The sequence below is a fragment of the Amorphus coralli DSM 19760 genome (assembly GCF_000374525.1).
Taxonomy (GTDB): Bacteria; Pseudomonadota; Alphaproteobacteria; order Rhizobiales; family Amorphaceae; genus Amorphus; species Amorphus coralli.
Map to the genome: position 1 here is coordinate 279,101 of NZ_KB894573.1, position 20,801 is coordinate 299,901.

Annotated in this window: 17 protein-coding genes; 2 read left to right on the forward strand and 15 right to left on the reverse strand. The window is 69.3% G+C overall.

Features of this window, described 5'->3' with window-relative positions; genetic code table 11:
- The first annotated feature begins 30 nt into the window (after positions 1-30).
- On the forward strand, positions 31-1,083 hold the full coding sequence (locus C507_RS23095; protein WP_018699956.1) for a permease: 1,053 nt from the start codon (positions 31-33) through the stop codon (positions 1,081-1,083).
- On the forward strand, positions 1,080-1,790 hold the full coding sequence (gene arsH / locus C507_RS23100; protein ID WP_018699957.1) for an arsenical resistance protein ArsH: 711 nt from the start codon (positions 1,080-1,082) through the stop codon (positions 1,788-1,790). Before C507_RS23095 ends, arsH begins: the two co-directional genes overlap by 4 nt.
- A gap of 121 nt (positions 1,791-1,911) precedes the next feature.
- On the opposite strand, the gene ftsZ is transcribed toward arsH, so the two are convergent.
- The 15 genes from ftsZ to C507_RS0112130 form a co-directional block, all read right to left on the reverse strand.
- Positions 1,912-3,735, reverse strand: coding sequence for a cell division protein FtsZ (ftsZ, locus tag C507_RS0112060; RefSeq protein WP_040401074.1), 1,824 nt, complete (start codon positions 3,733-3,735; stop codon positions 1,912-1,914).
- Between the two features lie 98 nt (positions 3,736-3,833).
- On the reverse strand, positions 3,834-5,156 hold the full coding sequence (gene ftsA, locus C507_RS0112065) for a cell division protein FtsA (RefSeq protein WP_018699959.1): 1,323 nt from the start codon (positions 5,154-5,156) through the stop codon (positions 3,834-3,836).
- Positions 5,153-5,992, reverse strand: coding sequence for a cell division protein FtsQ/DivIB (locus C507_RS21180; RefSeq protein ID WP_018699960.1), 840 nt, complete (start codon positions 5,990-5,992; stop codon positions 5,153-5,155). The genes ftsA and C507_RS21180 overlap by 4 nt, the downstream gene beginning before the upstream one ends.
- Positions 5,989-6,906 (reverse strand): D-alanine--D-alanine ligase, encoded by a 918-nt coding sequence (locus C507_RS0112075; RefSeq protein ID WP_018699961.1) that lies wholly within the window; start codon positions 6,904-6,906, stop codon positions 5,989-5,991. Before C507_RS0112075 ends, C507_RS21180 begins: the two co-directional genes overlap by 4 nt.
- A gap of 2 nt (positions 6,907-6,908) precedes the next feature.
- The gene (gene murB, locus C507_RS0112080; RefSeq protein WP_018699962.1) at positions 6,909-7,871 is read right to left on the reverse strand and encodes a UDP-N-acetylmuramate dehydrogenase; all 963 of its coding nucleotides are present in this window, start codon (positions 7,869-7,871) and stop codon (positions 6,909-6,911) included.
- The gene (gene murC / locus C507_RS0112085; protein ID WP_018699963.1) at positions 7,868-9,286 is read right to left on the reverse strand and encodes a UDP-N-acetylmuramate--L-alanine ligase; all 1,419 of its coding nucleotides are present in this window, start codon (positions 9,284-9,286) and stop codon (positions 7,868-7,870) included. Before murC ends, murB begins: the two co-directional genes overlap by 4 nt.
- Positions 9,283-10,410: an undecaprenyldiphospho-muramoylpentapeptide beta-N-acetylglucosaminyltransferase gene (gene murG, locus C507_RS0112090; RefSeq protein ID WP_018699964.1), complete on the reverse strand. Its 1,128-nt coding sequence runs from the start codon at positions 10,408-10,410 to the stop codon at positions 9,283-9,285. The genes murC and murG overlap by 4 nt, the downstream gene beginning before the upstream one ends.
- A 22-nt stretch (positions 10,411-10,432) precedes the next feature.
- Positions 10,433-11,593 carry a putative lipid II flippase FtsW gene (gene ftsW, locus C507_RS0112095; protein ID WP_018699965.1) on the reverse strand — a complete coding sequence of 387 codons (1,161 nt, stop codon included), beginning with the start codon at positions 11,591-11,593 and terminating at the stop codon, positions 10,433-10,435.
- Positions 11,593-12,987, reverse strand: a complete 1,395-nt coding sequence (murD, locus tag C507_RS0112100) for a UDP-N-acetylmuramoyl-L-alanine--D-glutamate ligase (RefSeq protein WP_018699966.1) — start codon at positions 12,985-12,987, stop codon at positions 11,593-11,595. The genes ftsW and murD overlap by 1 nt, the downstream gene beginning before the upstream one ends.
- Positions 12,988-13,064: 77 nt before the next feature.
- On the reverse strand, positions 13,065-14,150 hold the full coding sequence (gene mraY, locus C507_RS0112105; protein WP_018699967.1) for a phospho-N-acetylmuramoyl-pentapeptide-transferase: 1,086 nt from the start codon (positions 14,148-14,150) through the stop codon (positions 13,065-13,067).
- 8 nt (positions 14,151-14,158) lie between these two features.
- Positions 14,159-17,056: a UDP-N-acetylmuramoyl-L-alanyl-D-glutamate--2,6-diaminopimelate ligase gene (locus tag C507_RS23615; protein ID WP_018699968.1), complete on the reverse strand. Its 2,898-nt coding sequence runs from the start codon at positions 17,054-17,056 to the stop codon at positions 14,159-14,161.
- Positions 17,057-17,240: 184 nt separating this feature from the next.
- The gene (locus C507_RS0112115; RefSeq protein WP_018699969.1) at positions 17,241-18,953 is read right to left on the reverse strand and encodes a peptidoglycan D,D-transpeptidase FtsI family protein; all 1,713 of its coding nucleotides are present in this window, start codon (positions 18,951-18,953) and stop codon (positions 17,241-17,243) included.
- Entirely contained in the window at positions 18,950-19,318 is a 369-nt protein-coding gene (ftsL, locus tag C507_RS21190) for a cell division protein FtsL (RefSeq protein WP_018699970.1), read from the reverse strand. The genes C507_RS0112115 and ftsL overlap by 4 nt, the downstream gene beginning before the upstream one ends.
- Positions 19,315-20,331: a 16S rRNA (cytosine(1402)-N(4))-methyltransferase RsmH gene (rsmH, locus tag C507_RS0112125; RefSeq protein ID WP_018699971.1), complete on the reverse strand. Its 1,017-nt coding sequence runs from the start codon at positions 20,329-20,331 to the stop codon at positions 19,315-19,317. The genes ftsL and rsmH overlap by 4 nt, the downstream gene beginning before the upstream one ends.
- Complete coding sequence (locus C507_RS0112130; protein WP_018699972.1) at positions 20,331-20,789, reverse strand: division/cell wall cluster transcriptional repressor MraZ; 459 nt, start codon at positions 20,787-20,789, stop codon at positions 20,331-20,333. The genes rsmH and C507_RS0112130 overlap by 1 nt, the downstream gene beginning before the upstream one ends.
- Positions 20,790-20,801: the final 12 nt, after the last annotated feature.

Here is a 20,801-nt window from a genome sequence, read left to right on the forward strand (position 1 = left end):
CGAAGAAACCACTAATCTAGGTGTATCGTCATGTCTGATACGTCGCTGGTTCAACGCTCTCTCGCCGCCGATGTCGCCCGCCGGCTCACCCGGCTCGACCGCGTCTGGCTGGTAACAGCCGCGATCCTCGCCGCCCTCGCCATTCTCGCACCGTCGCAGGCAACGGCCAGCGCGGGTTTCACGCTGAAGAACCTCGTCGAGATCGCGCCTTACCTGCTGGTGTCCGTCGCCTTTGCCGCCACCGCCACGGCGACCGGGGCGGACGGGCTGATTGCCCGCGCTTTCGCCGGCTCTCCCCTTGTCATGATCCTCATGGGCGCGCTTGCCGGCGCGCTCTCGCCGTTCTGCTCCTGCGGCGTGATCCCGCTGATCGCGGCCCTCCTGGCGATGGGCGTGCCCCTGTCGGCCGTGATGGCGTTCTGGCTCGCCTCGCCGGTAATGGACCCGTCCATGTTCCTGCTGACGAGCGGCGTTCTGGGACTGGAATTCGCCACCGCCAAGACGCTGGCGGCCATCGGGCTCGGCCTGTTTGGCGGGTTCGCGGTGCACGCGCTGGCACGCGGCGGCCGGCTCGACAATCCGTTGCGCGACGGTGTCGGCAACGGCGGATGCGGCGGCTCCAGGGTCCGCGCGCGCAAGCCCGTCGTCTGGCGCTTCTGGACAGACAGCCAGCGCCGCATCAGTTTCCGTCGCGAAGGCGTCAAGAGCGGCCTGTTCCTTGCGAAGTGGCTGACGCTCGCCTTCCTTCTGGAGAGCCTCATGCTGGCCTGGATCCCAGCCGAGCTGATCGCCCGAACCCTGGGCGGCGACGGCGTCGTTCCCATCGCCACGGCGACACTGGTCGGCGTTCCGGCCTATTTGAACGGCTATGCCGCCCTGCCGTTCGTGTCCGGCCTTATCGGTCAGGGCATGGCGCCCGGTGCGGGCCTGGCTTTTCTGGTCGCCGGCGGCGTCACGTCGTTGCCAGCGGCCCTGGCCGTCTGGGCGCTGGTCCGGCCGCCCGTCTTCGTTCTTTACCTGGCGCTGGCGCTCTCCGGATCGTTTGCCGCCGGCATCCTGTTCCAGTTCTGGAGTCTTGTGTGACCGATCTACCGAACATCGATCCCGGGAGCCTTCTCCCGATCGACCCGGCGCTCTACGCCAGCCCGGACGATCCGGGCCACCGTCCCCGGATCCTGCTGCTCTACGGTTCCCTGCGCGAGCACTCCTACTCGCGTTTCGCCGCCGAGGAGGCCGGCCGTCTGCTCTCCTGGTTCGGCGCAGAGGTCCGTTTCTTCGATCCGCATGACCTCCCTTTCCCCGACGGCGCCGACGCCAACCACTCGAAGGTGGCCGAGCTGCGGGATTTGGCCATGTGGTCGGAAGGCATGGTCTGGTCGAGCCCTGAACGTCACGGCGCCATGTCCGGGCTGATGAAGGCGCAGATCGACTGGCTGCCGCTGTCACTCGGCGGCGTCCGGCCGACCCAGGGCAAGACGCTGGCCGTCATGCAGGTCTGCGGCGGCTCACAGAGCTTCAACGCCGTCAACCAGATGCGCATTCTGGGGCGCTGGATGCGCATGATCACGATCCCCAACCAGTCCTCCGTCGCCAAGGCCTGGCAGGAGTTCGACGACGATGGCCGCATGCGGGCCTCGCCCTTCTACAACCGCATCGTCGACGTGATGGAGGAGCTGATGAAATTCACCCTCATGACCCGGGGCCGCTCCGCAGCCCTCACCGACCGCTATTCCGAACGGGTGGAGAGCGCCGAAGCCGCATCGAAGCGGGTCAACCAGGCGAGCATCTGACCGGGGCGCGAGACCGGTGGCAGACATCCGGCTCGCTCCTCCGTCCGGAAAATGCAAAGGGCCGCCGATGCGAACATCGGCGGCCCTTCGTGTTTCGGTCCCTGATCCGGACCTGGCGGGATCAGGTCGCCTGGCGCCGCAGGAAGGCCGGGATTTCCAGCTGATCGTCCTCGCTGTAGCCACGCGAGGCGGGCCGGGTACGGGCCTCCGGCTCCTGACCGGCGGTGCGGGGGCGGCGGTAGCTGTCACCCTGCGGCCGGGTCTGCGGAGCGCGGCGGGCGAACTCGGTGCCGTCGGCGCGGCGCTGCTGCTGCGGTTCGCGAACCTCCTCGCGGACAACCGGGCGGGCCGGCTGCTGCGGGGCAGCCTGCTGGACCGGCTCCTCGCGGGGGCGCTGGGCCCGCGGCATCGGCTGATCGTCGAGGCCGAAGTCCTCGTCCTCGTCCTCCTCGCGACGGCCGAGGCCGTTCGCGAGGCGGCGCAGCAGGCCCATCGGGCGCCGGTTGTCGGCGTCACCGGGCTCCTCGCGGCGGCGCACCTCGCGCGGGGCATTGACTGGCGGCAGGTCGTCGGCTTCCGGCATCCGCGGCATGCGGGCCGGAGCGGCGGAGGCCTTCTCCGCACGCGGCGCGACCGGCTCCGCCGGCAGCTCCTCGTCGAGCAGATCTGCCTCGTCGAGCGGCTCCGCGTCGAAGGCATCCTCGGCCGCGAAGGCCTCGTCCTCGACGAAGGCGTCCTCGTCTTCGGCCATGAACTCCGTCTCGGCGGCGCGCACGTCGGACCAGCCGGCCGGCTCGGCATCGGCGTTCAGGTCGGTGGCCACCGCGGCGAGAGCGGTCTCGGGGACCGACGTCGTCTTGGCGCGGGCGCCCTGGGCGGCGCGGGCGCCGCCACCGCCACCGGCGGGCTGGCGCAGGCGGTCGGACAGGGCGACGACACGGTCGCCGTCCTCGTCGTGATCGCCGGTCTGCTCGAAGGGCTTGTCGATCCCGGTCGCGACCACCGAGACCCGCATCATGCCTTCCATGCTCTCGTCGAAGGTGGCGCCGAAGATGATGTTGGCGTCCGGATCGACTTCCTCGCGGATGCGGGTCGTCGCCTCGTCGACCTCGAAGAGGGTCAGGTCGTAGCCACCGACGACGGAGACCAGGAGGCCGCGGGCGCCCTTCATGGAAGTCTCGTCGAGCAGCGGGTTGGAGATCGCGGCCTCGGCCGCCTGCATGGCGCGGCCCTCGCCGGACGCCTCGCCGGTGCCCATCATCGCCTTGCCCATGCCGCGCATGATCGAGCGGACGTCGGCGAAGTCGAGATTGATGAGGCCTTCCTTCACCATCAGGTCGGTGATGCAGGCAACGCCGGAATAGAGCACCTGGTCGGCCATCGCGAAGGCGTCGGCGAAGGTGGTGCGCTCGTTGGCGATGCGGAAGAGGTTCTGGTTCGGGATCACGATGAGCGTGTCGACGTGGTGCGACAGCTCCTCGATGCCCTGGTCGGCGAGCTTCATCCGCCGGTGGCCCTCGAACTGGAAAGGCTTGGTCACCACGCCGACCGTCAGGATGCCCTGGTCGCGGGCGGCGCGGGCGATCACCGGAGCGGCGCCGGTGCCCGTGCCACCGCCCATGCCGGCGGTGATGAAGGCCATGTGGGCGCCGGACAGATGGTCGGCGATCTCGTCGATCACCTCCTCCGCGGCGGCGCGGCCGACGTCCGGCTGGGAGCCGGCGCCGAGGCCCTCGGTGACGGCGATGCCCATCTGGATGATGCGCTCCGCCTTGGAGAGAGCCAGGGACTGCGCGTCGGTGTTGGCGACGAGGAAGTCGCACCCTTCGAGCCCGGCCTGGATCATGTTGTTGACGGCATTGCAGCCCGCGCCGCCGACGCCGAACACCTGGATGCGCGGCTTGAGTTCGGTCAGGTCGGGAGTCTTAAGGTTAATCGACGGCATCACACCCTCACTGTTCTTTTCCGCTCCGCCGCTCTCGCGGTCCGTGGTCGACCAGTCCCACTCGGTGCCGAAATCTGGCTCGTCTTGGTTGCCCATGTTCAGAAGCTCTCCCTCAGCCAGCGTCCGACCCGGGCGAAGTATCCGTCGGTGCCAGTCATGGCGAACGACGGGCGCTCTGAGCCGGAGGTGTCGAGGACGGCGACTTGCGGGAAGATCAGAAGACCGACGACCGAGGCGAAGGATGGTCCCTTCGCTGCCTGCGGCAAGCCGGCGATACCGAGCGGCCGGCCAAGCCGGACGCTGCGGCCGAACACCGACCTCGCGACGTCGAGGAGCCCGGTCAGTTGACTGCCGCCGCCCGTAAGAACGATTCGCCGACCGACCCGGCTCGAACATCCGGACGCGACCAGCCGGTCGCGCACGAGTTCGAGGATTTCCTCCGCGCGCGGCCGGATGATCCGGTTCAGCGCAGCGCGAGGAATCTGAAGCGGCGCACCGCCGTCTTCTTCGCCCACGGGATGAATCGTGAGCATGTCGTGATCGTCGCTGGACACCGACACGCAGGTTCCGTGCAGCGTCTTCAGGCGTTCGGCGTCGTCCAGGCGGATCGACAGCCCGTTGGCGATATCCAGGGTAACGTGGTGGCCGCCGATGGCGATCGCGTCCACGTGCAGCAGGCGCCCTTCCCCGAACACCGCAATGGAGGAGGTGCCGCCGCCGATGTCCACCACTGCCGCGCCGAGTTCCGCCTCGTCGTCGACGAGGGTGGACAGCCCGCTGGCGTAGGGGGTCGCCACCATGGTCTCCACGTCGAGATGGCAGCGGTTGACGGTCAGGCCGAGATTGCGCTGCGGCGCCTCGTCGGAGGTCACCACGTGGACGTCGACACCGAGCTGGCGGCCGACCATGCCGCGCGGATCGCGAATGCCGCGCTGACCGTCCAGCGTGTATCCAATCGGCAGGGCATGCACGACGGAGCGTCCTTGTCTCACCGAGTGCGTGCTTCCGGCGGCCAGAACCTTGCGAATATCGTTGTCGCTCACCGACTCGCTGTCGAGATCGACTTTGGCGGTGAAGGTTTCACTGCCCAGGCGCCCGCACGTTTGGGTAAGGATAAGTGATTCGACCGTAACTCCGGCCATTCTTTCTGCCGCGTCCACGGCAAGGCGCACCGCATGCTCCGCCGCGTCGAGGTCCACCACCACGCCGGACTTGATGCCCCGGGCGCGCTGGTAGCCGTACCCGACCACCTCGATGGAGTGCGACCGGCCGGGCATCACCTCCTCGGGCGGCCGCGGCTTCAGGCGCGCGATCAGGCAGGCGACCTTGGTCGAGCCGACGTCGAGCACGGTGACGATGGAGGGGCGCCGGTTTGACAGACGCGGGCCGTCGTGGCCGCCCCTTGGGAGGAACAGGGTCATATCCGCGCCTCCCCGCGCCGCTTCCACGACGCACTGCCTTTGGCATCGGTCGCCAGCGCCTGCTCGCTCGGCCGGACGACGATCCGGTCGTCCAGGCGCACGTCGATGGAGGCGATGTCACGATCGAAGAGCTGTTCGCGGCGATCCATGTCCACCAGCCGGGCCAGCGCCTCGCGGGCGCCGTGCTCGGGCAGCCGGATCTGCACGCCGTTGGTCAGGAGCACGTCCCAGCGCCGGCCGCCGACGAAGACGGCGGCGCGGGTGCGCCCCTCTAGCTCCGGGAAACCGGACAGCAGCGTCAGCATCGTGCCGACATGCTTGTTGGCGTCCGTGCCGACCAGGAGCGGCAGCGACACGAAACGGGCATCGAACCCGTCGGAAAGGATGTTGCCGTCGGCATCGATGACCGCGACGTCCGCGCCGTGCTGCCAGAGCGCCGCGGCGGAGCGCTCGCGGATCTGCACGTGGACGGCACCGGGATAGGTCTTGCGGACGCTCGCCTGCTCGATCCACGGAAGCGCGACAAGGCGCTCGCGCGCCTCGCCGGCATCGACGGAGAGCAGCGACGAATCAGGCCCGATCCCCAGGGCCGCCAGGATGGCGCTCTCGGAGGTCTCGCGCTGGCCGTCGAGGTGAACCTGGGCGACTTCGAAACCGATCGCGTTGCCGGCGGCGTCCAGAACCGTGTCCGTGTGGCCACCGTAGGAGACGCCGGCCGCGACGGTTACGGCCAGCACCGTGAGCGCACCGAGCGAGCCGGCGCCGAGCACGCGGCTGCGCTTCGCGTCGAAGCGCGCGCCCTGGCGTCGTCCTTTCCGGCCTGTCCGTGCGATCATCGACGGCAACTTGCGTCCTCCACCAACCAGCTCACCAACCGCTCGAAATCGTAGCCCGCGTGGGCCGCCATCTCGGGCGCAAGAGACGTTTGCGTCATGCCGGGCTGGGTGTTCACTTCGAGACAGATCAGCGTCTCTGTCGCGTCGTCGAACCGGAAGTCGGCCCGCGAGATGCCGCGGCACCCAAGCGCCCGGTGCGCTTCGAGGGCCAATCTTTGAACTTGTTGGTAAATATTTGGTTTAAGATCCGCCGGAAGGATGTGTTTCGACCCGCCTGGCAGGTACTTGGCGTCGTAATCGTAGAAGGCGTCGCCCTTGGTCACGATGTCGATCACGCCGAGCGCCTCGTCGCCCATCACGGCGCAGGTCAACTCCCGCCCCGAGATGTAGCGCTCCACCATCACCGCCTCGCCGAACGCCCAGTCGGTCCGGTACAGCTCCTGCGGCGGATGGGTGGCGTCCGCGCGCACGATGATCACGCCGAAGCTGGAGCCTTCCGCCACCGGCTTGACCACGTAAGGAGGCTTCATGACGTGGCCCGTCGCCGCCTCGCCCCGTGCGACGACTGCATGGTCGGTCACCGGGATGCCGGCCGCCTCCATGACCGCCTTCGCCTTGACCTTGTTCATGGCCAGCGCCGAGGCAAGCACGCCGGAGTGGGTGTAGGGGATCTCCAGAATCTCGAGGATGCCCTGGATGCAGCCGTCCTCGCCAAAGGGTCCGTGCAGTGCGTTGAAGGCCACGTCGGGCCTGAGCTCTGCGAGTTGCTGCGCCACGTCGCGCTGGACGTCGACGCGGGTGACACGGTAGCCGGCGCGCTCCAGCGCGTCGGCGCACGCCTTTCCGGACGACAGGCTGACCGGGCGCTCGGCGGACCAGCCGCCCATCAGCACCGCTACATGGGTCTCGGACATGCTCACGCCTCCTCGAACGCGGTGAACTCGGGAACGGTCACGCCCTCGGAGAACCGGCCGATGCGCTTGATTTCCCACTCCAGGCGGACGCCGGACGTTTCCAGCACCCGGGCGCGCACGGTCTCGCCGAGCCGCTCCAGGTCGGTGGCGGTGGCCTCGCCGGTGTTGAGCAGGAAATTGCAGTGAAGCTCCGACACCTGTGCGCCGCCAATCCGGAGGCCGCGGCATCCGGCGGCGTCGACGAGCTGCCAGGCCTTGCCGCCTTCCGGGTTCTTGAAGGTCGAACCACCGGTGCGGCTCTTGACCGGCTGTGTCGCCTCGCGGCTCTCCGTAATCTGCGCCATCTGGGCGAGAACGGTTTCGCGGTCGCCCGGTTCGCCCTGGTAGAGCGCTTCGGTGAAGATCAGGTCGGGCGACACCGACGAGTGACGATAGGCGTAGCCGAAATCGGCATTCGACAGGACGTGAACGGCGCCCGAGCGGTCGACCGCCCGCGCCTCGACCAGCCGGTCCTTGGTCTCCCCGCCATAGGCGCCGGCGTTCATGCGCAGCGCACCGCCGACTGCGCCGGGAATGCCGCGATAGAAGGCGAGACCCTGCAGGCTTGCGTCCGCCGCCGCCTTGGCAAGCCGCACGTCCGGGACGGCCGTCCCCGTGCGCACCCGGTCACCCTCGACGCTCACCTTGCCGAACCCGCGCGCCGACAGACGGACGACGACACCCTCGACGCCACCGTCGCGAACCAGCAGGTTCGAACCGAGCCCGATGGGCATGACGGGGATGTCCCCCGGCAACGCCGCCAGGAAGGTCGCGAGATCGGCCTCGTCGGCCGGCTGGAACAGAAGGTCCGCCGGCCCGCCGACGCGAAACCACGCGATGTCGGCGAGCGGCCGGTCCGGCTCGAGGACCCCGCGGATCTCCGAGCGCGTCGGTCCAAGCGCCTCGAGGATGTCATGTCCGCTCATGCATCCCCCGAAGACGGGAGCGCTTCGAGCTGCTGCGGCAGGGCATTCGCCCACTGGCTGATGGACCCTGCCCCCAGGCAGACCACGAAGTCGCCCGGCTTGGCGTGAGATGCCACAATCTTCGCCAGCGCGTCGGGCCCTTCCAGCGCCACCACGTTGCGATGGCCGCGGGTCCGCAGGCCGGCGATCAGCGCGTCCCGGTCGGCGCCCGGAATGGGGCTCTCTCCGGCCGTGTAGACGTCGGCGATGATCACCACGTCGGCGTCGTTGAAGCAGGAACAGAACTCGTCGAACAGCGAGTGCAGCCGCGAATAGCGGTGCGGCTGCATGACGGCGATGACCTTGTTCTTGGTGGAGGCCCGCGCCGCCTTGAGCACCGCGGAAATCTCCACCGGGTGGTGGCCGTAGTCGTCGAAGATGTCGACGTCGTTCCAGGTACCGGTGTGGGTGAAGCGCCGCTTTACGCCGCCGAATGCCTGCAGGCCGGCCCGGATGGCCTCGCCGCCGATGCCCAGCCGGTCGGCGATGGCGATGGCGGCGGTCGCGTTGGAGACGTTGTGCAGGCCCGGCATGGGCAGCACGAGATCCGCGATTGTCTCCTCCCGGCCCGTCACCCGGTCGTAGAGATGCACGTCGAAGCGGCTGGTGCCGCGCTCCGACTTCACGTCGGCGAAGCGCACGTCGGCCTGGGGATTGGCGCCGTAGGTGATGATGCGGCGATCCTCGATGCGGCCGATCAGCGACTGCACCTCGGGATGGTCCAGGCACATCACCGCGAAGCCATAGAAGGGCACGTTCTCGACGAACTGCAGGAAGGCCTCGCGCTCGCGCTCGAAGGTTCCGTAGTGGTCGAGATGTTCCGGGTCGATGTTGGTGACCAGCGCGATGTCGGCCGGCAGCTTGACGAAGGTCCCGTCGGACTCGTCCGCCTCCACCACCATCCATTCGCCGTCGCCGAGGCGGGCGTTGGTGCCGTAGGAGTTGATGATGCCGCCATTGATGACGGTCGGATCGAGGCCGCCGGCTTCCAGCAGCGTTGCAACGAGCGAGGTAGTGGTCGTCTTGCCGTGGGTGCCGCCCACCGCGATCGACTGCTTGAGACGCATCAGCTCGGCGAGCATTTCCGCCCGCCGCACCACCGGCAAGAGCCGCGCCCGGGCCGCCATCAGCTCGGGATTGTCGCGCTTCACCGCCGACGACACGACCACCACGGTGGCGTTGCCGAGGTGCTTGGCGTCATGGCCGATCTCGATGCGGATGCCGCGCTCGCGCAGCCGCTTCACGTTGGCGTTCTCGGCGATGTCGGTGCCCTGCACCGTGTAGCCGAGATTGTCGAGCACCTCGGCAATGCCGCTCATGCCGATGCCACCGATGCCGACGAAGTGGACCGGTCCGATGTCGGTTGGCAGCTTCATTCCGCGTGTCCTTTTTTGTATCCGCCGGCCGGGCCGAGCCCCGCGACGGTTTCGACGTAGTCGGCGAGCCGCGCGGCCGCATCGGGCTGCGCCATGGCCTTCGCCGCGGCGGAGGCGCCGGCAAGCCGAGCCGGGTCCGCCATCAGGGGTTCAAGGTCGCTGGCGAGCCGCTCCGGCGTGAGCTCCGCCTGCTCCGCCATCCAGCCACCACCGGCCTCCGAAAACGCCGTGGCGTTGGCCTTCTGGTCCTGGTCGAGCGCATGCGGCAGCGGCACGAGGATCGCCGGCCGGCCGATGGTGCCGAGTTCGGCGACGGTGGACGCGCCGGAGCGCCCGATGACCAGGTGCGCCGCCGCGATGCGCCCTGGAAGATCGGAGAAAAAAGGCGCGAGTTCGGCATCGACACCGGCTTCGCCATAAGCGGCGCGGACCGCGTCGAGATCTTCCGGTCGGCATTGCTGAACGATGCGCAGCCTCTGGCGCTGCGCGGCGGGCAGCGCCGACACCGCCGGCGGCAGGATCTCGGAAAAAACGCGCGCACCCTGGCTTCCGCCGAAGACGAGCAGGTTGAACGGCCCATCGGCGGTCGGCGTCTCGTAGGGCGTGCGCGCCGCGTCCAGCACCGTCGGCCGCACCGGCATTCCGCTGTGGAAAGGCGGCTCCGAACCCGCCGCCAGGCCACGCGCGTTCGGGAAGGCGACCGCCACGTGCGCGAATCGCGACAGGAGACGGTTCGCCCGGCCCAGCACCGCGTTCGCCTCGTGCACGATGGCCGGACGCCCCAGCACGCGGGCCGCGATCACCGGCGGCAGGGTCGGGTAGCCACCGAAGCCGACGACGGCCGCCGGCTTCGCCCGGCGGATGATGCCCACCGATTGCATGAACCCGCCGCCGAGGCGCGTCATGGCCCGCGCCATCGCCGCCGGCGACATGCGGCTGGTGGCGGAGGCGGACGACACGACATGCATTTCGCGCGCCGGGAAGGTGGCGCGGAACGGCTCGGCGCGCTCGTCGGTGACGAGTTCGACGGCAAGATCGCGGCGCGCCAGCTCGTGCGCCACCGCCTCGGCGGGAAACAGGTGCCCGCCGGTACCGCCGGCTGCCAGGAGGATGGTTGCGCGCATGGCTCTAGCCGTCTCGTCTTGCCTACGCCGGACGCGGCGTGGCGTAGCTCGCCTCGGGAGCGAACGGGCCGATGTGAACGGTCTGCGGGCGGCGGCGGGTCAGCGCCAGCACGAAGCCCATGCCCAGCGCCACCGCGATCAGCGACGAGCCGCCATAGGAGATGAACGGCAGCGTCATGCCCTTGGCCGGCATCAGGTGGAGGTTCACCCCCATGTTGATCATGCTCTGGACGCCGAACAGGACGATCAGCCCGCAGACGGACAGCCGGGTGAAGGCATCGTGCATGCGCAGCGCGTGCGACAGCCCGCGCAGCACCACGAAGCCGAACAGCGTCACCATCAGGATGCAGATCACCACGCCGAACTCTTCCGCCGTGACGGCGAAGACGAAGTCGGTGTGGGAGTCCGGCAGGATGCGCTTCACGGTCCCCTCGCCCGGCCCCTGGCCGAACCAGCCGCCGCGCACGAAGGATTCGATCGCCGTGTCGACCTGGAAGGTGTCGCCGGAGGCGGGATCCAGGAACCGGTTGATGCGGGCAGCCACGTGCGGAAGGTTCATGTAGGCGAGCACCAGCCCGCCGGCGCCCATGAAGCCCAGCGACACCACCCATTTCCATGGCATCCCGGCCAGGAAGAACAGCGCGCACCAGACGATGGCGATGAGCATGGTCTGGCCGAAGTCCGGCTGCGCCACCAGCGGTGCGACCACCATGGCGAGCAGCAGCACTGCGAACAGCTTGCCGGGCAGCTCCGGCCGCTTGCCGCCCTCGGCGAACAGGAAGGCCGTCAGGATCACGAAGGCGGGCTTCAGGAACTCAGCCGGCTGCAGCGAGAAGCCGAAGATGGAGATCCAGCGCCGGGCGCCCTTGGCCTCGTCGCCGATGAACAGCGTCGCGATGGTGGCGATCAGCATCACCGCGAACAGGATCAGCGCCAACCGCCGCACCTTGCGCACCGGCAGGAAGGAGACCGCGATCATCACCGCCAGCGCGGGGATGGCGAAGAAGGCCTGCCGGATGACGAAATGGTAGCTCGCCAGGCCGAGCCTTTCGGCGACCGGCGGGCTTGCCGCGAAGGACAGAAGCACGCCGCCCGCCATCAGCGACACCAGCGCGACCAGCATCAGCCGGTCGACCGTCCACCACCATTCGGCAATCGTGCTGCGATCGGCGCGTGAAACCATCAGGCGACCCTCCGTTCGATGCCGGGAAGAGCAAGTACCCGCGCCTTGAACGCAGCGCCTCGGACTTCAAAGTTCGCGTACTGGTCGAACGACGCGCAGGCCGGCGACAAGAGCACCACTGGCTCCGCCGCATCGTCCGCCGCCGCATCCGCAGCGGCCTGGGCGACCGCCGTCTCCATGTCGCCGCACAGGACCGCGTCGGCGTGCCCCTTCAGCGTCGCTGCGAATTCCTCCGCCGCCTCGCCGATCAGGTAGGCGCGGGCCACCCGCGGGAAGAGGCCGGCCAGGCTCTCGATGCCGCCCGTCTTCGCCCGGCCGCCGGCGATCCAGTAGATCCGTTCGAAGCTCGACAGCGCGCGCTCGGTGGAGTCCGCGTTGGTCGCCTTGGAATCGTTGACGAACAGCACCCGTCCGCACCGGCCCACCTGCTCCAGCCGGTGGGCAAGCCCCGGGAAGCTCGCCAGCCCCGCGGCCGCTTCGCGCGGGTCATGCCCCAGCGCCGCCAGCGCCGCGAGCGCGGCGGCCGCGTTCTCCGCGTTGTGGCGTCCGCGCAGGCTGCCGATGTCGGCGAGATCCGCGATGGTCTCCTGCGCGCCGTCGCGCGCCAGCACGATCCGGGTACCCTCGGCGAACACGCCGGTCGCCAAGGGTCCGACGGTGGAGACGCGCAGCGTGGGAAGGCCCCGTGCCTCCCGGCGTTCCGCCATCGCCAGCGAGAACGCGTCGTCGACGCCGATCACCGCCGTGCCGGCCCGCGCCACCACCCGCTCCTTGATGGAGGCGTAGTGCTCGATGGTCCCGTGCCGGTCGAGATGATCCTCGGAAACGTTCAGGTGCACGCCAACGGTGGGCGCGAGCCCCGGCGCAAGGTCGACCTGATAGGAGGACACCTCCACCACGGCCACGTCGCTCGTGGACGGCTCCGGCAGTTCCAGCACCGGGATGCCGATGTTGCCGCCGACATGGGCGGGCGTGCCCAGGGCGTTGAGAAGATGGCCGGTCAGCGCGGTGGTCGTCGACTTGCCGTTGGTGCCGGTGATGGCGACGAGCGGCGCCCCGGGCGCGCGGGCGGCCCGCTCGCGCTCGTAGAGCTCCACGTCGCCGATGACGGGCACGCCGGCGGCCTGCGCCTTGATCACGCTCCAGTGCGGTCGCGGGTGGGTCAGCGGCACGCCCGGCGCCAGCACCAGCGCGGCGAAGTCCTCGAAGGGCAGCACCTTCAGGTCGCCGGTGGTGATGCCCGCGGCGGCCGCCTTCGCCACCGTCTCCGGATTGTCGTCGAATGCCGTGACCGACGCGCCGCCGGCCGCCAGCGCGCGCGCCGTTGCCAGGCCCGATCCGCCGAGCCCGAACAGCGCCACCTTGCGCCCGGACAGCGTGGAAACCGGGATCATCGGCCGCCTCCCGCGGTCGCGAGGCGCCGGTCGCCGGTCATCGCCCTGGGGTTGGAACGGGTCACGCAGCCGTCTCCTCAGCGCAGCTTCAGGGTGGACAGGCCGATCAGGGCGAGTACCACGGCGATGATCCAGAAGCGGATCACGACCTGCGGCTCCGTCCAGCCGAGCTGTTCGAAATGGTGGTGGATCGGCGCCATCTTGAAGACGCGCTTGCCGGTGAGCTTGTAGGAGGCGACCTGGATGATGACCGACACCGCCTCCAGCACGAACAGGCCGCCGATGATGGCCAGCACGATCTCGTGCTTGGTGGCCACCGCGATGGAGCCCAGCATGCCGCCGAGCGCCAGCGAGCCGGTGTCGCCCATGAAGATCGCCGCCGGAGGCGCGTTGAACCAGAGGAAGCCGATGCCCGCGCCGATCACCGCGCCGCACAGCACGGAAAGTTCGCCCGCGCCCGCCACGAAATGGATCTGCAGGTAGTCGGCGAAGACGGCGTTGCCGCACAGATAGGCGATGACGCCGAACGACCCCGCGGCGATCATCACCGGCACGATGGCCAGCCCGTCGAGGCCATCGGTGAGGTTCACCGCATTGCCCGCCCCCACGATCACCAGCATGGCGAACGGGATGAAGAACAGGCCCAGGTTGATGACGAAGTCCTTGATGAAGGGCAGCGCCAGCGCCGTGGCGAGCCGGCCTTCGCCCATATAGGCCACGATCCCGGCGGCCGCTCCGGCGATGACCGCTTCGAGCAGCAGCCGGATCCGGCCCGAAAAGCCGCGATGCGTCGCCTTGGTCACCTTCAGGTAGTCGTCGTAGAAGCCGATCAGCCCGAAGGACAGCGTGACCAGCAGCACCATCCAGACGTAGGGGTTTGAGAGGTCCGCCCACAGAAGCGTCGCCGCCAGCAGCCCGAACAGGATCATCAGGCCGCCCATGGTGGGCGTGCCCTTCTTGGTCATCAGATGGCTGGCCGGCCCGTCGGCGCGGATCGGCTGACCCCCGCCCTGGCGCACGCGCAGGCTCGCGATGATGCGCGGCCCGAACAGGAACACGAGGAACAGCGCCGTCAGCAGCGCGCCGCCGGTCCTGAACGTGATGTAGCGGAAGACGTTGAGGCCTGGAATCTGCCCGGAAAGATCGCCCAGTAGGTAGAGCATACGGTCCCTCAGCCCTGCGTGTTGTGTGAAAGGGGCGCGTAGTGCTCAAGCAGCGCCGATACGACTTCGGTCATCCGGCTCGCCTTGGAGCCCTTGACCAGAACCACATCCCCGGCCGAAACCGCGTCCGCGACGAACGGCGCCAGGTCGGCGGCCGTGCCCGCATAGGCGCCGCGCAGCGCCGTCGGCAGGGCGTCGAAGAGGACCCGCATCAGCGGTCCGGAACAGAAGACGCGGTCGATGCCCGCCGCCTCGATCGGGCCGGCCAGGTCGCGGTGGAAGGCCGGCGCGTTCTCGCCCAGTTCGAACATGTCGCCTAGGACGGCGATGCGGCGTCCGCCCGCGCCCGTGGGCGTCAGCGCCAGCGTATCGAAGGCCGCGCGCATGGAGGACGGGTTGGCGTTGAAGGCGTCGTCGATCAGCCGGATCGTGCCGCCATTGGCGGCGAGCACCGTCTGCTTGCCGCGCCCTGTCCCGGCTTCCAGCTCGGCCAGCGCCGCGGCGCCCGCCTGCACGTCGGCCCCCAGCAGGTCGACCGCGGCCAGCACGGCAAGCGAATTCATCGCGGAATGCCGGCCCGGCGCCCCGACAACGTAGCGCACCCGGCGGCCGAATACGTCGGCGACGACGGTGGAGCGCTCCGGTCCGGCATCCATTTCAAGAAGGCGGACGTCGGCGTCGGACGCCGTCCCGAAGGAGACGATGCGCTCCACGCCGCATTTGGTCGCGTCCTCGCGCAGCACCGACGTCACGGCATCGTCGGCATTGACGACGGCGACACCACCCGGCTCCAGCCCCTGGAAGATCTCCGCCTTGGCATGGGCGATGGCCTCCACCGAGCCGAAGAACTCGATGTGCACCGGCCCGACGGTGGTCACCACCGCCACGTGCGGCCGCACCATGCCGGTGAGCGGCACGATCTCGCCGGCATGGTTCATGCCGATTTCGAAGACGCCGTACGCGCTGTCTGCCGGCAGTCGGGAGAGGGTCAGCGGAACCCCCCAGTGGTTGTTGTGGGATGCCGAGGATGCATGAGTCGGCCCCGAAGCCGAAAGCGCCTTGCGCAGTGCCTCCTTGGTTCCGGTTTTCCCGACGCTGCCGGTAACGGCGACGATTCCGGCCTGCGATCGTGCCCGTGCGGCGCGTCCCAGGTCGCCGAGCGCCTCCAGAACGTCGCCGACGGCGACCAGCGTCTGGCCCTCGCCGGGGGCGCGTCCGTCGGACACGACGGACGTCGCTGCGCCGGCTTCGAACGCGCCGTCGACGAAGGCATGGCCGTCGAAGCGGTCGCCCAGAATGGCGAAATACGCATCGCCGGGATTGAGCGTGCGCGTATCGATCGAGATGCCGGTGACCGGGCGATCCTCGCCCAGGAGGTCGCCTCCGGCAGCGGTCGCGATCGCGCCGGCCGTCCACAGCGAAGTCCCCTCCGGACGCGACCCGGCTCCCGTCGCGGGCAGCGAAGCACCCGACAGCGCGGCCCGGATCTCCTCGTGATCGGAGAAGGGATGGGTGACGCCGCCCACGATCTGGCCGGTCTCGTGACCCTTGCCCGCGACGACCAGCACGTCACCCGTGGCGAGTTCGCCGATGGCGGTGCGGATCGCTTCGCGGCGGTCGCCGATTTCCCGCGCGCCGGGCGCGGCGGCCAGGATCTCGGAGCGGATCGCGGCAGGATCCTCGGACCGCGGGTTGTCGTCGGTGACGATGGCCACGTCGGCGAGCCGGTCGGCCACGGCGCCCATGAGCGGCCGCTTGCCGGTGTCGCGATCGCCACCCGCACCGAAGACGACGAAAAGACGGCCGTCCGCGATCTCGCGCAGCGTCTGCAGCACGGTGTCGAGCGCGTCCGGCTTGTGGGCATAGTCGACGAAGATCGAGGTGCCGTTGTCGGTCCGCGCCACCAGCTCGAGCCGGCCGGGCGCGCCTTCCAGACCGGAAAGCGCATCCAGCGCCACGTCGACCGGCACGCCAACGGCGATGGCAAGGCCGGCTGCCAGCAACGCATTCTCCACCTGGAAACCGCCGAGAAGCGGCAGGTCGACCTCGTATGAGCCGCCGCCGGCCTCGACCGTCAGGCGTTGGCCGGCCGCTTCCGTCGTCACGTCCATCAGCCGCAGGTTCGCGCCCGCGCGGCCGACGGTGAAGGTGGTGAGCCCACGCGCCTTGGCGGCACGGGTCACGGCCTCGGCGCCCGGTGACAGCGGATCGAGCACCACGATGCCGTCATCCGGCAGCAACGTCTCGAACAGCCGCAGCTTGGCCGCCAGGTAGGCTTCCACCGTCGGATGATAGTCCAGATGGTCTCGGCCGATGTTGGTGAAGGCGGCCGCCTTGATCGCCACGCCGTCGAGGCGGCGCTGATCGATGCCGTGACTGGACGCCTCGAAGGCCAGGTGGGTGATCCCCTCCCCCGCGAGTTGGGCGAGGTCCTCGTGCAGCGCCACCGGATCGGGCGTCGTCAGCCCGCCATAGTGCGTGCCGGCATCAGTCACGATCCCCAGCGTTCCGACGCTGGCCGCCTTGTGGCCGGCCCGGGCGAAGATCTGGCGGGCGAACGCGGCGACGGAGGTCTTGCCGGCCGTGCCGGTGACGGCGACCGTGATGTCGGGTTGGGATCCGGCAAGCCGCGCGGCCATCAGGGCGAGCCGCCGGCGCGGGTCGGCATCGCGCACCACTGGAACCGACAGCGAAGCCGGCAGCTCGGCGTCCTGTGCGGCAAGGACCGCCACGGCTCCGGCCGCCACGGCGTCCGGAACGAAGCGGACACCATCCACCTTGCTGCCCGGCAGTGCGGCGAAGAGCATGCCCGGACCGGCCTTGCGGCTGTCGGCCGTCAGACCCGAAATCGCGACACCGCCGGCGGTGCCGAGATCGAGGTCCGGGGCCAGGTCCTGCAGCCGCATCTGTCTTTCCCTTGAACATGACGGTGCCGCGCGCTGCCATGCCGCGCCCCGCCGGAACTACGAATCACTTTGAACCGGAAATATTGCCGGCTCGTTTACCATGTTCGCCGAAGCGAAAATGCAGCCCCGCGGAGCGCGGCCCCATCCATCCTGAACGTGTGTCCTGCGGGCGACGCCTGCCCGCTCAGCGGTTGTCGTAGGAGACGACCAGCGTTTCCGCGTCGGGGTCCTCGAACTTCGGCTGCACGCCCAGCATCGGAGCCACGCGGCGCACGATGTTCGCCACCGTCGGAGCCGCGTTCCAGCCGGCCGTCGCGTAATATTTGCCCTCTTCCGGCTGCGGCTCGTCGATGACGACCAGCACCACATACTGGGGATCGTCCATCGGGAACGAGGCAAGGAAGCTGTTGAGGCGCTTGCTGCCGACGTAGCGGCCGTTGACGACCTTCTCGGCCGTGCCGGTCTTGCCGCCGACGCGGTAACCCTCGACCTGTGCCTTGCGGCCCGAGCCCTCCTTGCCGTTCTTCAGGAACAGCTCGCGCATCTCCATGCTGGTGCGCGGGGAGATAACGCTTTTCGCCGTTGCCAGCGCTTCGGAGCGGGTGCGCGGGAAGAAGGTCGGCTGGATGAGATTGCCGCCATTCATCAGGGCGGCGGTAGCCACCACCGCGTTCATCGGGCTCACCGACACGCCGTGGCCGAAGGAGATCGTCATGGCCGCCAGGTCCGACCAGCGCGGCGGCAGGATGGGGCTGGCCACCTCCGGCAGCTCGGTCTTGATGGGTTCCAGCAGACCGACGCGCTTCAGGAACTCCTTCTGCGCATCCACGCCGACGCTCAGCGCCATGTGCGCGGTGCCAATGTTGGAGGAGTGCACGAAGATTTCCGGCACCGTCAGAACCCGGTTGGTGCCGTGGAAGTCGTTGATCGTGTAGCCGCCGACCCGGATCGGACGCCGCGCGTCGAAGCTGTCGGTCATCTTCACCTTGCCGCTGTCGAGCGCCATGGCCGTGGTGAAGGTCTTGAACACCGAGCCCAGCTCGAACACGCCGCCGGTCGCCCGGTTCATCCGGTCCTTGTCGAGCGCCTGGCCGGGCTGGTTCGGGTCGTAGTCCGGCAGCGACGACATGGCCAGCACCTCGCCGGTGTGGACGTCGAGGATGACGCCGATCCCGGCGATCGCCTGGTAGCGCTCCAGCGACCGCATCAGCTCGTCGCGCACGGCGTGCTGGACACGGATGTCGAGCGAGAGGCGGACCGGTGCGAGATCCTCACCCGTGCGGGCGAGACCGGCCTGGTGAAGCGCGGCGAGCCCGTTGTCGTCGATGTATTTCTCCAGCCCCGCGATGCCGACATTGTCGACATCCACCAGGCCGAGCACATGACCGGCCAGGGCGCCGCCGGGATAGAAGCGGCGATTTTCGGTCAGGAAGTCGATGCCGGGAACGCCGAGCACGTGGATGCGGTCGCGCTGCTCCTCGGTGATCTCGCGCTTCAGCCAGACGAAGCCTGCGTCGGAGGCGAGCCGGCGACGGGTCGTGGCGGTGGCGAGCTCCGGCATCACGGTGCCCAGCGACTCGATCGCCTCGTCCACGTCGAGAAGCCGGCGCGGTTCGGCGTACAGCGACGCCGTGGACAGGTCGGTGGCGAGGATCTCGCCGTTTCGGTCGACGATGTCGGGGCGCGCTGCGGCAACCGCCTCCTGCGCCGTCTGGTAGGCGACGTTCGGACGCTCTTCCGCCAGGCCCAGCGTCACCAGCCGTCCGGCGATCACCGCATAGGCGATAACGAAGGCTGACATGGCGAGCACGATGCGGCCGCGGCCGCGCTCCTCGCGCATGGCACCCGCATTGAGGGCACGCCGGGTCTTGTCGGCCTTGTCTCTGCGACCGGTCATTGCATGGCCTCCTTGCGTCCCTGGTCCGATCCCGCGTCCGCCGATCCGTCGAACGGATCGACCGGAGGCATCGGGGGACGGCGCGGAATATCCTGGATCGAGCCGATCTGTCGGGCCTCGATGGGCTGCAGATCGAGCAGGTCCTGGTGCTGGTCGACGAGCTGCTGCAGCCGGCCGGGATCGTCGGCCACGCTCCAGGCGGCGCGCAGTTCGCTGATGCGCGCCTTCTCCGCCACGATCTCGGACTTGAGACGGCCCGCGCGCTCGGCTGCGCGCTCGGCGTCCTTCTTGATGGCGAAGACCGCGGAGGCGGTGAACAGCACGCCGATGGCGAGAATGGTGATCAGCAGCCGGTATGCGGTCATGCGCCCCACCCTTCCAGTTCGGGCACGAGGGGAACCCCAAGCACCCTTGGGTCGACCGGGCGCGCCGGCGCAGCGGTTCGGATCGCGGCGCGCAGACGGGCGGAACGGGCGCGCGGATTGCGCCGCGTCTCGGCCTCGCCGGGCAGGTCCGGCTTGCGCGACACCAGGCTGAACGTCGGCTCCGGAATATCGGTCTCCGGCATGTGGCGGGAACCCCCGGGCCGCACCCGTGTGCGGTCCGCGAGGAAGCGCTTCACGATGCGGTCCTCCAGGCTGTGGAAGGCGACGACCACCAGCCGTCCCGCCTCGCCGAGGATCCGCTCCGCCGCGCCCAACGCGTCGGCCAGCTCGTCGAGCTCGCGGTTGATGTAGATGCGCAGCGCCTGGAAGGTCCGCGTTGCCGGATGGATCTGGTCGCGGGCGGACGGAACCACCCGCGCGATCAGGTCGGCCAGCTGGTCCGTGGTCTCGAACGGCGCCTTGGCCCGGTCCTGCACGATGGCGCGGGCCACGGCGCGGGCGCGTTTTTCCTCGCCGAGGCGCGCGATGATCTGTGCCAGCGCGCGCTCCGGCGCGGTGTTCACGAGATCGGCCGCCGTCGGGCCGTCGAGCCCCATCCGCATGTCCAGCGGACCGGCGTTCCGGAAGGAGAAGCCGCGCTCCGCCGTGTCGAGCTGGACGGAGGACACGCCCACGTCGAGCACCACGCCGTTGACCGATGACAGGCCGCGCTCGCTCGCATGCTCGTCGAGCGCGCCGAAGCGGCCCGGCGCGACGATGAGCCGGTCGCCCCATCGAGCGGCCATGGCCTCGGCCCGGACGATGGCGTCGGGGTCGCGGTCGATGGCGATGACGGTGGCGCCCGCCTCCAGCAGTGCGGTGGTGTAGCCGCCGGCGCCGAACGTGCCGTCGATGATGACGTCGCCGGGCGCCGGCGCGAGCCGCTCCACGACCTCGTCGCGCATCACGGGAAGATGGATCGAGCGGTCTTGCGGGGTGGTATCGGGGGCCATCACGCGCGCCCCTCGCGCGCCGGCGTGTCGCTGAGCATGCCCAGCGCCCGCCGCATGGCTTCGGCGCGGTGCTCGGCGAACCGGCCGGGCTCCCAGATCTGGAACTTGTAGCCAAGGCCGGCGAAGACGACCTGGTCGGTGATGCCGGCATGGGCCTTGATCGTATCCGACAACGTCACCCGACCTTCTCCGTCCACCTTCAGGATTTCACTGATGCCGAACAGCGCCGTCGACACGAGGTCGTGCTCCGGCGAGAGCGGCTGAATGCCGTCGAGACGGCTCTGGATCTCGTTCAACAGCCCGTTCCCGCCGGCATCGACGGCCGACTGGGAGAGCGAGGGAAAGCAGTACAGCCCGTCGAACCCGTCGCGGGTCAGCACGGCGCGAAAGGCTGCCGGGATCGACACCCTGCCCTTGGAGTCCAGCCTGTTCGTGTAGTGGGACACGAACCCGTGCATCGGCCCTCTCGC